The sequence below is a fragment of the Escherichia sp. MOD1-EC5990 genome (assembly GCF_002965285.1).
GTDB classification, from domain to species: Bacteria; Pseudomonadota; Gammaproteobacteria; order Enterobacterales; family Enterobacteriaceae; genus Escherichia; species Escherichia coli_F.
Genome location: NZ_PTRV01000002.1, coordinates 80,846 through 92,789, shown reverse-complemented (window position 1 = coordinate 92,789; position 11,944 = coordinate 80,846). Strand labels below are relative to the sequence as shown.

The window sequence follows — 11,944 nt, the reverse complement described above, 5'->3', positions numbered from 1 at the left end:
CTCCTTATTTAATGTTGCGAATGTCGGCGAAATGTCCGGTCACAGCAGCAGCGGCAGCCATTGCCGGGCTGACCAGATGCGTGCGCCCGCCGCGCCCCTGGCGGCCTTCAAAGTTACGGTTGCTGGTGGAGGCACAACGCTCGCCCGGATTCAGGCGGTCGTTGTTCATCGCCAGACACATTGAGCAGCCTGGCAAGCGCCATTCAAAACCGGCTTCGATAAAGATTTTGTCCAGACCTTCCGCTTCCGCCTGGGCTTTTACCGGACCAGAGCCGGGAACCACCAGTGCCTGCACGCCCGGCGCGACTTTCCGGCCTTTGGCGATTTCTGCCGCTGCGCGTAAATCTTCAATGCGCGAGTTGGTGCAGGAACCGATAAACACTTTGTCGATAGCCACTTCGGTCAGCGGAATACCCGGTTTCAGCCCCATATAGGCCAGCGCTTTTTCTGCCGACGCGCGTTCAACCGGATCGGCAAACGAAGCCGGATCGGGAATGTTGTCGTTCACGGAGATCACCTGACCGGGGTTAGTTCCCCATGTTACCTGCGGGGCGATCTCTTCTGCTTGCAGAGTGACAACGGTATCGAAAGTTGCGCCTTCGTCGGTTTGCAGAGTTTTCCAGTAGGCAACGGCGTCGTCGAAATCTTTACCTTTCGGCGCATGCAGACGGCCTTTAACATAGTTAAAGGTGGTTTCGTCCGGCGCAACCAGACCGGCTTTTGCGCCCATTTCGATTGCCATGTTGCACAGGGTCATACGACCTTCCATGCTTAAATCACGGATTGCTTCGCCGCAAAACTCCACCACATGCCCGGTACCGCCAGCGCTGCCGGTTTTACCGATAATCGCCAGCACAATATCTTTCGCGGTAATGCCCGGCGCAGCTTTGCCCTGGACTTCAATTTTCATGGTTTTCGCGCGCCCCTGTTTCAGGGTCTGCGTTGCCAGTACGTGTTCGACCTCGGATGTACCGATACCAAAGGCCAGTGCACCAAACGCCCCGTGGGTGGCGGTATGTGAGTCGCCGCAGACAATGGTCATTCCTGGTAAGGTGACGCCCTGTTCCGGCCCCATTACGTGGACAATCCCCTGATACGGGTGATTCAGGTCATACAGCTCGACGCCAAACTCTTTGCAGTTTTTGATCAGTTCCTGCATCTGGATGCGCGCCATTTCACCGCAGGCATTAATGTCTTTAGTCTGAGTCGAGACGTTGTGATCCATGGTGGCGAAGGTTTTCCCCGGCTGACGTACCGGGCGACCGTGGGCGCGCAGACCATCGAACGCCTGCGGTGAGGTCACTTCATGTACCAGATGACGGTCGATATATAACAGCGGGGTTTCGTTTTCGGCTTCGTACACTACGTGAGCGTCGAATAATTTTTCGTATAACGTCTTAGCCATGATTACACCCCTTCTGCCACATAGCGGGCAATGATATCGCCCATTTCATCGGTACTAACGGCGGCAGCGCCACGGGCTAAATCCCCGGTGCGAATGCCTTCTTCTAACGCGCGGTTAATGGCGCGTTCAATGGCGGAAGCCGCATCATCGGCATCCAGGCTGTAACGCAGCAGCAGCGCCAGCGACAGAATTTGTGCAATCGGGTTGGCGATGTTTTTGCCTGCGATATCGGGTGCCGAGCCGCCCGCCGGTTCATACAGACCAAAACCTTGCTCGTTCAGGCTGGCGGAAGGCAACATGCCCATGGAGCCTGTGATCATCGCGCACTCATCAGACAGAATGTCGCCAAACAAGTTGGAGCACAGCAGTACGTCAAACTGTGATGGATCTTTAATCAACTGCATGGTGGCGTTGTCGATGTACATATGCGCCAGTTCGATGTCCGGATATTCCGTGGCGATCTCGTTAACAATCTCCCGCCATAAAATAGAGGATTGCAGTACATTGGCTTTGTCGATTGAGGTGACTTTGTGACGGCGCTTGCGGGCAGATTCAAACGCGATACGGGCAATGCGCTCGATCTCAAAACGGTGATACACCTCGGTATCAAACGCTTTTTCATATTGTCCACTACCTTCGCGGCCTTTTGGTTGACCGAAATAGATGCCGCCGGTCAGTTCGCGCACACACAGGATGTCGAAGCCGTTAGCGGCAATGTCAGCACGCAGCGGACAGAATGCTTCCAGCCCCTGATACAGTTTTGCCGGACGCAGGTTGCTGAATAATTTGAAGTGCTTACGCAAAGGCAACAGCGCGCCGCGTTCTGGTTGCTGGTCTGGCGGCAAATGTTCCCATTTCGGGCCGCCCACCGAGCCAAACAGCACGGCATCGGCTTGCTCACAACCTTCAACCGTCGCAGGCGGCAGCGGCTGCCCGTGGTTATCAATGGCTGCGCCGCCTACATCGTAATGGCTGGTGGTGATACGCATCGCAAAGCGGTTACGCACGGCATCCAGCACTTTCAGTGCCTGGGTCATCACTTCCGGCCCGATCCCATCTCCGGGTAAAACGGCAATATGGTAATTCTTCGACATCACACGGTTTCCTTGTTGTTTTCGTTGTGTTGAGCTTTGCGTTGCAACTCTTTTTCGACTTCTGCGGCGCGCCAGATATTGTTCAGTACGTGCACCATGGCTTTGGCGGAGGACTCGACAATATCGGTGGCCAGGCCGACGCCGTGGAAGCGGCGACCGTTGTAGTTAGCGACGATATCCACCTGACCCAGCGCATCTTTACCGTGGCCTTTGGCGGTCAGGCTGTATTTCACCAGTTCGACGTTATAGTCAGTGATGCGGTTAATCGCCTGATAGACGGCATCGACCGGACCATTACCGTTGGCAGCTTCCGCTTTAACTTCCTCGCCACAGGCCAGTTTGACGGCGGCAGTGGCAATATCGTTAGAACCAGACTGCACGCTGAAGTAATCCAGACGGAAATGCTCCGGCTCTTCTTGCTGCTTACCGATGAAGGCCAGCGCCTCCAGATCGTAATCAAACACCTGACCTTTTTTGTCCGCCAGCTTCAGGAAGGCATCGTACAAATTGTCTAAATTATATTCACTTTCTTTATACCCCATCTCATCCATGCGGTGTTTTACTGCCGCACGACCGGAACGAGAGGTCAGATTCAGCTGGATTTGGTTCAGACCAATAGATTCTGGTGTCATGATTTCGTAGTTTTCGCGGTTTTTCAGCACGCCATCCTGGTGGATACCGGAGGAGTGTGCGAATGCGCCGCTGCCAACAATGGCTTTGTTTGCCGGGATCGGCATATTACAAATCTGGCTAACTAACTGGCTGGTGCGCCATATTTCCTGGTGATTAATGGCGGTATGAACGTTGAGAATATCCTTACGAACTTTGATCGCCATGATCACTTCTTCCAGCGAACAGTTACCGGCACGCTCGCCGATCCCATTCATTGCACCTTCCACCTGGCGCGCTCCGGCATGTACCGCCGCCAGTGAGTTGCCAACTGCCAGGCCTAAATCGTCGTGGGTATGTACGGAGATAATGGCTTTGTCGATGTTAGGCACGCGTTCATACAGGCCGCTGATGATTCCGGCGAACTCAAATGGCATGGTGTAGCCCACGGTGTCCGGAATGTTGATGGTGGTGGCACCGGCATTAATCGCCGCTTCAACCACGCGCGCCAGATCGGCAATGGGTGTGCGTCCGGCATCTTCGCAAGAAAATTCAACATCATCGGTGTAATTACGGGCGCGTTTCACCATATAGATAGCGCGTTCGATCACTTCGTCCAGCGTGCTGCGCAGCTTGGTGGCGATGTGCATTGGCGAAGTGGCAATAAAGGTATGGATACGGAAGGCTTCGGCAACTTTCAGAGATTCAGCTGCCACGTCGATATCCTTTTCCACGCAGCGAGCTAACGCACATACGCGGCTGTTTTTGACCTGGCGGGCGATGGTCTGCACCGATTCGAAATCGCCCGGCGAAGAGACGGGGAAACCGACTTCCATCACGTCAACACCCATACGCTCAAGGGCCAGCGCAATTTGCAGTTTTTCTTTCACACTCAAGCTTGCCTGTAACGCCTGTTCACCGTCGCGCAATGTGGTATCGAAAATAATGACTTGCTGGCTCATGGTTTGGGTCCTTGTCTCTTTTTGAGCGCCTCGCTTCGGGCATAAAAAAACCCGCGCAATGGCGCGGGTTTTTTGTTTGACTGCGTGCTGGCTTAATGCTGAATGCCGCTCACTCGTCTACCGCGCAAAGAAGATGCGTTTAGTAGTAGTAGACCGATAAAGCGAACGATGTGAGTCATTAAATCAGCTCCAGATGAATACGATATGCTTTTAGAGTTACTGGATACAAAAACGGATGTCAACCCTGACGCAACAAAAACGTTCCGCCAGAGTGAGTTCTGCATTCGTCAAATTAGCTAATTGTGCTGCAGTGGTTAAAACAAGCGATATTAATTTCTGCTTAACCACCGACGCTTTTCATCGGTTGACATATTTCAGAATAAATTTTTGTATCTAATCAACGAGGAAAAGGGGGATAAAATGCACGCGTTACAAAACCTATCTTGATGATTTGTATTGAATTATATGTTTTGCTAATTTTTTTGATATTCATTTGGTGAATATTATTGTTCGATTAATGTTAAGAATTAATGCATTAAACATATAAATTAATTATTAAAAAAGCACATTTAATCCATTTTGTGGATGATTGAGTATTCGCGGTAGTTATGATTAGATTGCTTTCGCAACAAAAACATTATGGATTATTATGCTGCGGTAAATGACTCTTTACTCGGCAATGGGTTCTGTTTTTATAAGAACCCGTATCTTTATGTTTTCCTAATTTTTCTCATTTTCCTTTTTCTTATTTTATATGCATGATAAATCATATTCTCGAGGATTATTTCTCTGCATTCCAATAAGGGAAAGGGAGTTAAGTGTGACAGTGGAGTTAAGTATGCCAGAGGTACAAACAGAGCAACCAGAGACGGCGGAGTTAAGCAAGCCACAACTACGCATGGTCGATCTCAACTTATTAACCGTTTTCGATGCCGTGATGCAGGAGCAAAACATCACCCGTGCCGCTCATGTTCTGGGGATGTCGCAACCTGCGGTCAGTAACGCGGTTGCACGCCTGAAGGTGATGTTTAATGACGAGCTTTTTGTTCGTTATGGCCGTGGCATTCAACCGACTGCTCGCGCATTTCAACTTTTTGGTTCAGTTCGTCAGGCATTGCAATTAGTACAAAATGAATTGCCAGGTTCAGGTTTTGAACCCGCGAGCAGTGAACGTGTATTTCATCTTTGTGTTTGCAGTCCGTTAGACAGCATTCTGACCTCGCAGATTTATAATCACATTGAGCAAACTGCGCCAAATATACATGTTATGTTCAAGTCTTCATTAAATCAGAACACTGAACATCAACTGCGTTATCAGGAAAAGGAGTTTGTGATTAGTTATGAAGACTTCCATCGTCCTGAATTTACCAGTGTGCCATTATTTAAAGATGAAATGGTGCTGGTAGCCAGCAAAAATCATCCAACAATTAAAGGCCCGTTACTGAAACATGATGTTTATAACGAACAACATGCGGCAGTTTCGCTCGATCGTTTCGCGTCATTTAGTCAACCGTGGTATGACACGGTAGATAAACAAGCCAGTATCGCGTATCAGGGCATGGCAATGATGAGTGTACTGAGCGTGGTGTCGCAAACGCATCTGGTCGCTATTGCGCCGCGTTGGCTGGCTGAAGAGTTCGCTGAATCTTTAGAGTTACAGGTATTACCGCTGCCATTAAAACAAAATAGCAGAACCTGTTATCTCTCCTGGCATGAAGCTGCCGGGCGCGACAAAGGCCATCAGTGGATGGAAGAGCAATTAGTCTCAATTTGCAAACGCTAACTGAATGCAGAATAGGTCAGATATTGATTACTGATTTATTCTGTATTTTTTATTGAATATAGAATTTTATTCTGAATGTGTGAGTTCACTATTTTAGGATTAATTAAAAAAATAGAGAAATTGCTGTAAGTTGTGGGATTTAGCCGATTTATTATCAATTTAATCCTCCGTAATGGAGGATTTTATCGTTTCTTTTCACCTTTCCTCCTGTTTATTCTTATTACCTCGTATTTATGTCTCTGGCTACCAATTGCTTAAGCAAGATCGGGCGGTTAATGTGTTTTACACATTTTTCCGTTAAACAGTGAGGCAGGCCATGGAGATGTTGTCTGGAGCCGAGATGGTCGTCCGATCGCTTATCGATCAGGGCGTTAAACAAGTATTCGGTTATCCCGGAGGCGCGGTCCTTGATATTTACGATGCATTGCATACCGTGGGTGGTATCGATCATGTATTAGTTCGTCATGAGCAGGCGGCGGTGCATATGGCCGATGGTCTGGCACGCGCGACCGGGGAAGTCGGCGTCGTGCTGGTAACATCGGGGCCAGGGGCGACCAATGCGATTACCGGCATCGCCACCGCTTATATGGACTCCATTCCCTTGGTTGTTCTTTCCGGGCAGGTAGCAACTTCGTTGATAGGCTACGATGCTTTTCAGGAGTGCGACATGGTGGGAATTTCCCGCCCAGTGGTGAAGCACAGTTTTCTGGTTAAGCAAACGGAAGACATTCCGCAGGTGCTGAAAAAGGCTTTTTGGCTGGCGGCAAGTGGTCGCCCTGGACCAGTGGTCGTTGATTTACCGAAAGATATTCTTAATCCTGCGAACAAATTACCCTACGTCTGGCCGGAGTCGGTCAGTATGCGGTCTTACAATCCCACGACCTCCGGACATAAAGGGCAAATTAAGCGCGCTCTGCAAACGCTGGTGGCGGCAAAAAAACCGGTTGTGTATGTAGGCGGTGGGGCAATCACGGCGGGCTGCCATCAGCAGTTGAAAGACACGGTGGAGGCGTTGAATCTGCCCGTTGTTTCCTCACTAATGGGGCTGGGGGCGTTTCCGGCAACGCATCGTCAGGCTCTGGGCATGCTGGGAATGCACGGCACCTACGAAGCCAATATGACGATGCATAACGCGGATGTGATTTTCGCCGTCGGGGTACGTTTTGATGACCGAACGACGAACAATCTGGCAAAGTACTGCCCAAATGCCACGGTTCTGCATATCGATATTGATCCAACTTCAATTTCTAAAACCGTGACTGCTGATATCCCGATTGTGGGGGATGCCCGCCAGGTCCTCGAACAAATGCTTGAACTCCTGTCGCAAGAATCCGCCCATCAACCGCTGGATGAGATCCGCGACTGGTGGCAGCAGATTGAACAGTGGCGCGCTCGTCAGTGCCTGAAATATGACACTCACAGTGAAAAGATTAAACCGCAGGCGGTTATCGAGACTCTTTGGCGGCTGACGAAGGGGGACGCTTACGTGACCTCTGATGTCGGGCAGCACCAGATGTTCGCCGCACTTTATTATCCTTTCGACAAACCGCGTCGCTGGATTAACTCTGGTGGCCTCGGCACGATGGGGTTTGGTTTACCTGCGGCACTGGGTGTCAAAATGGCGCTGCCAGAAGAAACCGTGGTTTGCGTCACTGGTGACGGCAGTATTCAGATGAACATTCAGGAACTGTCTACCGCCTTGCAATACGAGTTGCCGGTATTGGTGGTGAATCTCAATAATCGCTATCTGGGGATGGTGAAGCAGTGGCAGGACATGATCTATTCCGGCCGTCATTCACAATCTTATATGCAATCGCTACCCGATTTCGTCCGTCTGGCGGAAGCCTATGGGCATGTCGGGATTCAGATTTCTCATCCGCAAGAGCTGGAAAGCAAACTTAGCGAGGCGCTGGAACAGGTGCGCAATAATCGTCTGGTGTTTGTTGATGTTACCGTCGATGGCAGTGAGCACGTCTACCCGATGCAGATTCGCGGGGGCGGAATGGATGAAATGTGGTTAAGCAAAACGGAGAGAACCTGATTATGCGCCGGATATTATCAGTCTTACTCGAAAACGAATCAGGCGCGTTATCCCGCGTGATTGGCCTTTTTTCCCAGCGTGGCTACAACATTGAAAGCCTGACAGTTGCGCCAACTGACGATCCGACATTATCGCGTATGACCATCCAGACCGTGGGCGATGAAAAAGTGCTTGAGCAGATCGAAAAGCAATTACACAAACTGGTCGATGTATTGCGCGTGAGCGAGCTGGGGCAGGGGGCGCACGTTGAGCGGGAAATCATGCTGGTGAAAATTCAGGCCAGCGGCTACGGACGTGACGAAGTGAAGCGCAATACGGAAATATTTCGAGGGCAAATCATCGATGTCACGCCATCGCTTTACACCGTCCAACTGGCAGGCACCAGCGATAAGCTTGATGCATTTTTAGCATCGATTCGCGATGTGGCGAAAATTGTGGAAGTTGCTCGCTCTGGCGTGGTCGGACTTTCGCGCGGTGAAAAAATAATGCGTTGAGAATGATCTCAATGCGCAATTTGCAGCCCAACATGTCACGTTGGGCTTTTTTTGCGAATTCAGTGGGAACCTGGAATAAAAGCAGTTGCCGCAGTTAATTTTCTGCGCTTAGATGTTAATGAATTTAACCCATACCAGTACAATGGCTATGGTTTTTACATTTTACGCAAGGGGCAATTGTGAAACTGGATGAAATCGCTCGGCTAGCGGGAGTGTCGCGGACCACTGCAAGCTATGTTATTAACGGCAAAGCGAAGCAATACCGTGTGAGCGACAAAACCGTTGAAAAAGTCATGGCTGTGGTGCGTGAGCACAATTACCACCCGAACGCCGTGGCAGCTGGGCTTCGTGCTGGACGCACACGTTCTATTGGTCTTGTGATCCCCGATCTGGAGAACACCAGCTATACCCGCATCGCTAATTATCTTGAACGTCAGGCGCGGCAACGGGGTTATCAACTGCTGATTGCTTGCTCAGAAGATCAGCCAGACAACGAAATGCGTTGTATTGAGCATCTTCTACAGCGTCAGGTTGATGCCATTATTGTTTCGACGTCGTTGCCACCAGAGCATCCTTTTTATCAACGCTGGGCTAACGACCCGTTCCCGATTGTCGCGCTGGATCGCGCCCTCGATCGTGAACACTTCACCAGCGTGGTTGGTGCCGATCAGGATGATGCCGAAATGCTGGCGGAAGAGTTACGTAAGTTTCCCGCCGAGACGGTGCTTTATCTTGGCGCGCTGCCGGAGCTTTCTGTGAGCTTCTTGCGTGAGCAAGGTTTCCGTACTGCCTGGAAAGATGATCCGCGCGAAGTGCATTTCCTTTATGCCAACAGTTATGAGCGGGAGGCGGCTGCCCAGTTATTCGAAAAATGGCTGGAAACGCATCCGATGCCGCAGGCGCTGTTCACAACGTCGTTTGCGTTGTTGCAAGGGGTGATGGATGTCACGCTGCGTCGCGATGGCAAACTGCCTTCTGACCTGGCAATTGCCACCTTTGGCGATAACGAACTGCTCGACTTCTTACAGTGCCCGGTGCTGGCAGTGGCTCAACGTCACCGCGATGTCGCAGAGCGTGTGCTGGAAATTGTCCTGGCAAGCCTGGACGAACCGCGTAAGCCAAAACCTGGGTTAACGCGCATTAAACGTAATCTCTATCGCCGCGGCGTGCTCAGCCGTAACTAAGCCGCGAACAAAAATACGCGCCAGTGAATTTCTCATTGGCGCGTCGAGTACGGGAATGGACATCAATATCCTTAAAGTAAATAAGACTATTCCTGGCTATTATTGATAAATGCTTTTAAACCCGCCCATTAATTAACTCACCTGCTGAAATTCACAATAATTAAGCAATATTGACAGAGCGTTTTTGCATTATTTTGTTACATGCAGAGATGAATTGCCGATTTAACAAACACTTTTCTTTGCTTTTGCGCAAACCTGCTGGCATCAAGCGCCACACAGACGCAACAGGGACTGTTAACCGGGGAAGATATGTCCTAAAATGCCGCTCGCGTCGCAAACTGACACTTTATATTTGCTGTGGAAAATAGTTAGTCATTTTAAAACGGTGATGACGATGAGGGATTTTTTCTTACAGCTATTCATAACGTTAATTTGCTTCGCACGTTGGACGTAAAATAAACAACGCTGATATTAGCCGTAAACATCGGGTTTTTTACCTCGGTATGCCTTGTGACTGGCTTGACAAGCTTTTCCTCCGCTCCGTAAACTCCTTTCAGTGGGAAATTGTGGGGCAAAGTGGGAATAAGGGGTGAGGCTGGCATGTTCCGGGGAGCAACGTTAGTCAATCTCGACAGCAAAGGGCGCTTATCAGTGCCTACCCGTTATCGGGAACAGCTGCTTGAGAACGCTGCCGGTCAAATGGTTTGCACCATTGACATTCATCACCCGTGCCTGCTGCTTTACCCCCTGCCTGAATGGGAAATTATCGAGCAAAAATTATCGCGTCTGTCGAGCATGAACCCGGTTGAGCGCCGTGTGCAGCGCCTTCTGTTAGGTCATGCCAGCGAATGTCAGATGGATGGCGCCGGTCGATTGTTAATCGCGCCAGTACTGCGGCAACATGCCGGGCTGACAAAAGAAGTGATGCTGGTTGGACAGTTCAACAAGTTTGAGCTGTGGGATGAAACAACCTGGCATCAACAGGTCAAGGAAGATATCGACGCAGAGCAGTTGGCTACTGGAGACTTATCGGAGCGACTGCAGGACTTGTCTCTATAAAATGATGGAAAACTATAAACATACTACGGTGCTGCTGGATGAAGCCGTTAATGGCCTCAATATCCGTCCTGATGGCATCTACATTGATGGGACTTTTGGTCGCGGTGGTCACTCACGTCTGATCCTCTCGCAGCTTGGCGAAGAGGGGCGTTTGCTGGCGATCGATCGCGACCCGCAGGCTATCGCCGTTGCGAAGACTATTGATGATCCGCGCTTCTCCATCATCCATGGACCTTTCTCCGCGCTGGGCGAATACGTTGCCGAGCGCGATCTTATCGGCAAGATCGACGGCATTCTCCTCGATCTTGGTGTCTCTTCACCGCAACTTGATGATGCAGAACGCGGCTTTTCCTTTATGCGCGATGGCCCGCTGGACATGCGTATGGACCCAACCCGTGGGCAGTCAGCCGCTGAATGGCTACAAACCGCAGAAGAAGCCGATATCGCCTGGGTATTGAAAACCTATGGTGAAGAGCGTTTTGCCAAACGCATTGCCCGCGCCATTGTCGAGCGAAACCGCGAACAGCCGATGACCCGCACCAAAGAACTGGCGGAAGTCGTGGCTGCCGCAACGCCGGTGAAAGATAAGTTTAAACATCCCGCGACCCGTACCTTCCAGGCGGTGCGCATTTGGGTAAACAGTGAACTGGAGGAGATAGAGCAGGCGCTAAAAAGCTCGCTCAACGTGCTGGCCCCGGGTGGGCGGCTTTCAATCATCAGCTTCCACTCGCTGGAAGACCGCATTGTGAAGCGCTTTATGCGTGAAAACAGCCGCGGTCCGCAAGTTCCGGCAGGGTTACCGATGACTGAAGAGCAGCTCAAAAAACTGGGTGGCCGTCAGCTGCGAGCACTAGGCAAGTTAATGCCGGGCGAAGAAGAGGTGGCTGAGAACCCTCGTGCCCGTAGTTCAGTTCTGCGTATTGCAGAGAGGACGAACGCATGATCAGCAGAGTGACAGAAGCTCTAAGCAAAGTTAAAGGATCGATGGGAAGCCACGAGCGCCATGCATTGCCTGGTGTTATCGGTGACGATCTATTGCGATTTGGGAAGCTGCCACTCTGCCTGTTCATTTGCATTATTTTGACGGCGGTGACCGTGGTAACCACGGCGCACCACACCCGTTTGCTGACCGCTCAGCGCGAACAACTGGTGCTGGAGCGAGATGCTTTAGACATTGAATGGCGCAACCTGATCCTTGAAGAGAATGCGCTCGGCGACCATAGCCGGGTGGAAAGGATCGCCACGGAAAAGCTGCAAATGCAGCATGTTGATCCGTCACAAGAAAATATCGTAGTGCAAAAATAAGGATAAAC

Annotated in this window: 13 protein-coding genes; 8 read left to right on the top strand and 5 right to left on the bottom strand. The window is 50.7% G+C overall.

The features are described from left to right. Window positions 1–4: 4 nt before the first annotated feature. From leuC to leuL, 4 genes are all read right to left on the bottom strand, one after another. Complete coding sequence (leuC, locus tag BEB42_RS02565) at window positions 5–1,405, bottom strand: 3-isopropylmalate dehydratase large subunit (RefSeq protein ID WP_001140645.1); 1,401 nt, start codon at window positions 1,403–1,405, stop codon at window positions 5–7. Window positions 1,406–1,407: 2 nt separating this feature from the next. Beyond that, on the bottom strand, window positions 1,408–2,499 hold the full coding sequence (gene leuB, locus BEB42_RS02560) for a 3-isopropylmalate dehydrogenase (RefSeq protein ID WP_000042351.1): 1,092 nt from the start codon (window positions 2,497–2,499) through the stop codon (window positions 1,408–1,410). Then, window positions 2,499–4,070, bottom strand: coding sequence for a 2-isopropylmalate synthase (gene leuA, locus BEB42_RS02555; protein ID WP_000082846.1), 1,572 nt, complete (start codon window positions 4,068–4,070; stop codon window positions 2,499–2,501). The genes leuB and leuA overlap by 1 nt, the downstream gene beginning before the upstream one ends. A 92-nt stretch (window positions 4,071–4,162) precedes the next feature. After that, window positions 4,163–4,249: a leu operon leader peptide gene (leuL, locus tag BEB42_RS02550; protein WP_001300467.1), complete on the bottom strand. Its 87-nt coding sequence runs from the start codon at window positions 4,247–4,249 to the stop codon at window positions 4,163–4,165. A 659-nt stretch (window positions 4,250–4,908) separates the two neighbouring features. Between leuL and leuO the strand changes: the two genes are divergently transcribed. Further along, window positions 4,909–5,853 (top strand): transcriptional regulator LeuO, encoded by a 945-nt coding sequence (gene leuO / locus BEB42_RS02545; protein ID WP_105267143.1) that lies wholly within the window; start codon window positions 4,909–4,911, stop codon window positions 5,851–5,853. A 154-nt stretch (window positions 5,854–6,007) separates the two neighbouring features. Here leuO and BEB42_RS26585 read toward each other — a convergent pair whose 3' ends face one another. After that, window positions 6,008–6,052, bottom strand: a complete 45-nt coding sequence (locus BEB42_RS26585) for a hypothetical protein (protein ID WP_175565144.1) — start codon at window positions 6,050–6,052, stop codon at window positions 6,008–6,010. A 117-nt stretch (window positions 6,053–6,169) separates the two neighbouring features. Here BEB42_RS26585 and ilvI point away from each other — a divergent pair, with 117 nt between their 5' ends. The 7 genes from ilvI (at window position 6,170) to ftsL (ending at window position 11,936) form a co-directional block, all read left to right on the top strand. Continuing rightward, complete coding sequence (gene ilvI / locus BEB42_RS02540; RefSeq protein WP_000425648.1) at window positions 6,170–7,894, top strand: acetolactate synthase 3 large subunit; 1,725 nt, start codon at window positions 6,170–6,172, stop codon at window positions 7,892–7,894. A gap of 2 nt (window positions 7,895–7,896) precedes the next feature. Further along, complete coding sequence (gene ilvN / locus BEB42_RS02535; protein ID WP_001353460.1) at window positions 7,897–8,388, top strand: acetolactate synthase small subunit; 492 nt, start codon at window positions 7,897–7,899, stop codon at window positions 8,386–8,388. A gap of 11 nt (window positions 8,389–8,399) precedes the next feature. Next, on the top strand, window positions 8,400–8,486 hold the full coding sequence (locus BEB42_RS02530; RefSeq protein ID WP_032160836.1) for a hypothetical protein: 87 nt from the start codon (window positions 8,400–8,402) through the stop codon (window positions 8,484–8,486). 81 nt (window positions 8,487–8,567) lie between these two features. Further along, window positions 8,568–9,572: a catabolite repressor/activator gene (cra, locus tag BEB42_RS02525; protein ID WP_000762400.1), complete on the top strand. Its 1,005-nt coding sequence runs from the start codon at window positions 8,568–8,570 to the stop codon at window positions 9,570–9,572. A gap of 600 nt (window positions 9,573–10,172) precedes the next feature. Next, window positions 10,173–10,631, top strand: a complete 459-nt coding sequence (gene mraZ / locus BEB42_RS02515; protein ID WP_001295770.1) for a division/cell wall cluster transcriptional repressor MraZ — start codon at window positions 10,173–10,175, stop codon at window positions 10,629–10,631. A 1-nt stretch (window position 10,632) separates the two neighbouring features. Next, entirely contained in the window at window positions 10,633–11,574 is a 942-nt protein-coding gene (rsmH, locus tag BEB42_RS02510) for a 16S rRNA (cytosine(1402)-N(4))-methyltransferase RsmH (protein WP_000970479.1), read from the top strand. Further along, window positions 11,571–11,936: a cell division protein FtsL gene (gene ftsL / locus BEB42_RS02505; protein WP_000625658.1), complete on the top strand. Its 366-nt coding sequence runs from the start codon at window positions 11,571–11,573 to the stop codon at window positions 11,934–11,936. Before rsmH ends, ftsL begins: the two co-directional genes overlap by 4 nt. Window positions 11,937–11,944: the final 8 nt, after the last annotated feature.

What these genes read in the sequence shown, in the direction of transcription:
- leuC (WP_001140645.1), bottom strand. Translation starts at nt 1,405, where the DNA reads ATGGCTAAGACGTTATACGAAAAATTATTCGACGCTCACGTAGTGTAC.
- leuL (WP_001300467.1), bottom strand. Translation starts at nt 4,249, where the DNA reads ATGACTCACATCGTTCGCTTTATCGGTCTACTACTACTAAACGCATCT.
- mraZ (WP_001295770.1), top strand. Translation starts at nt 10,173, where the DNA reads ATGTTCCGGGGAGCAACGTTAGTCAATCTCGACAGCAAAGGGCGCTTA.
- ilvI (WP_000425648.1), top strand. Translation starts at nt 6,170, where the DNA reads ATGGAGATGTTGTCTGGAGCCGAGATGGTCGTCCGATCGCTTATCGAT.
- leuO (WP_105267143.1), top strand. Translation starts at nt 4,909, where the DNA reads ATGCCAGAGGTACAAACAGAGCAACCAGAGACGGCGGAGTTAAGCAAG.
- ilvN (WP_001353460.1), top strand. Translation starts at nt 7,897, where the DNA reads ATGCGCCGGATATTATCAGTCTTACTCGAAAACGAATCAGGCGCGTTA.
- leuA (WP_000082846.1), bottom strand. Translation starts at nt 4,070, where the DNA reads ATGAGCCAGCAAGTCATTATTTTCGATACCACATTGCGCGACGGTGAA.
- ftsL (WP_000625658.1), top strand. Translation starts at nt 11,571, where the DNA reads ATGATCAGCAGAGTGACAGAAGCTCTAAGCAAAGTTAAAGGATCGATG.
- leuB (WP_000042351.1), bottom strand. Translation starts at nt 2,499, where the DNA reads ATGTCGAAGAATTACCATATTGCCGTTTTACCCGGAGATGGGATCGGG.
- BEB42_RS02530 (WP_032160836.1), top strand. Translation starts at nt 8,400, where the DNA reads ATGCGCAATTTGCAGCCCAACATGTCACGTTGGGCTTTTTTTGCGAAT.
- rsmH (WP_000970479.1), top strand. Translation starts at nt 10,633, where the DNA reads ATGATGGAAAACTATAAACATACTACGGTGCTGCTGGATGAAGCCGTT.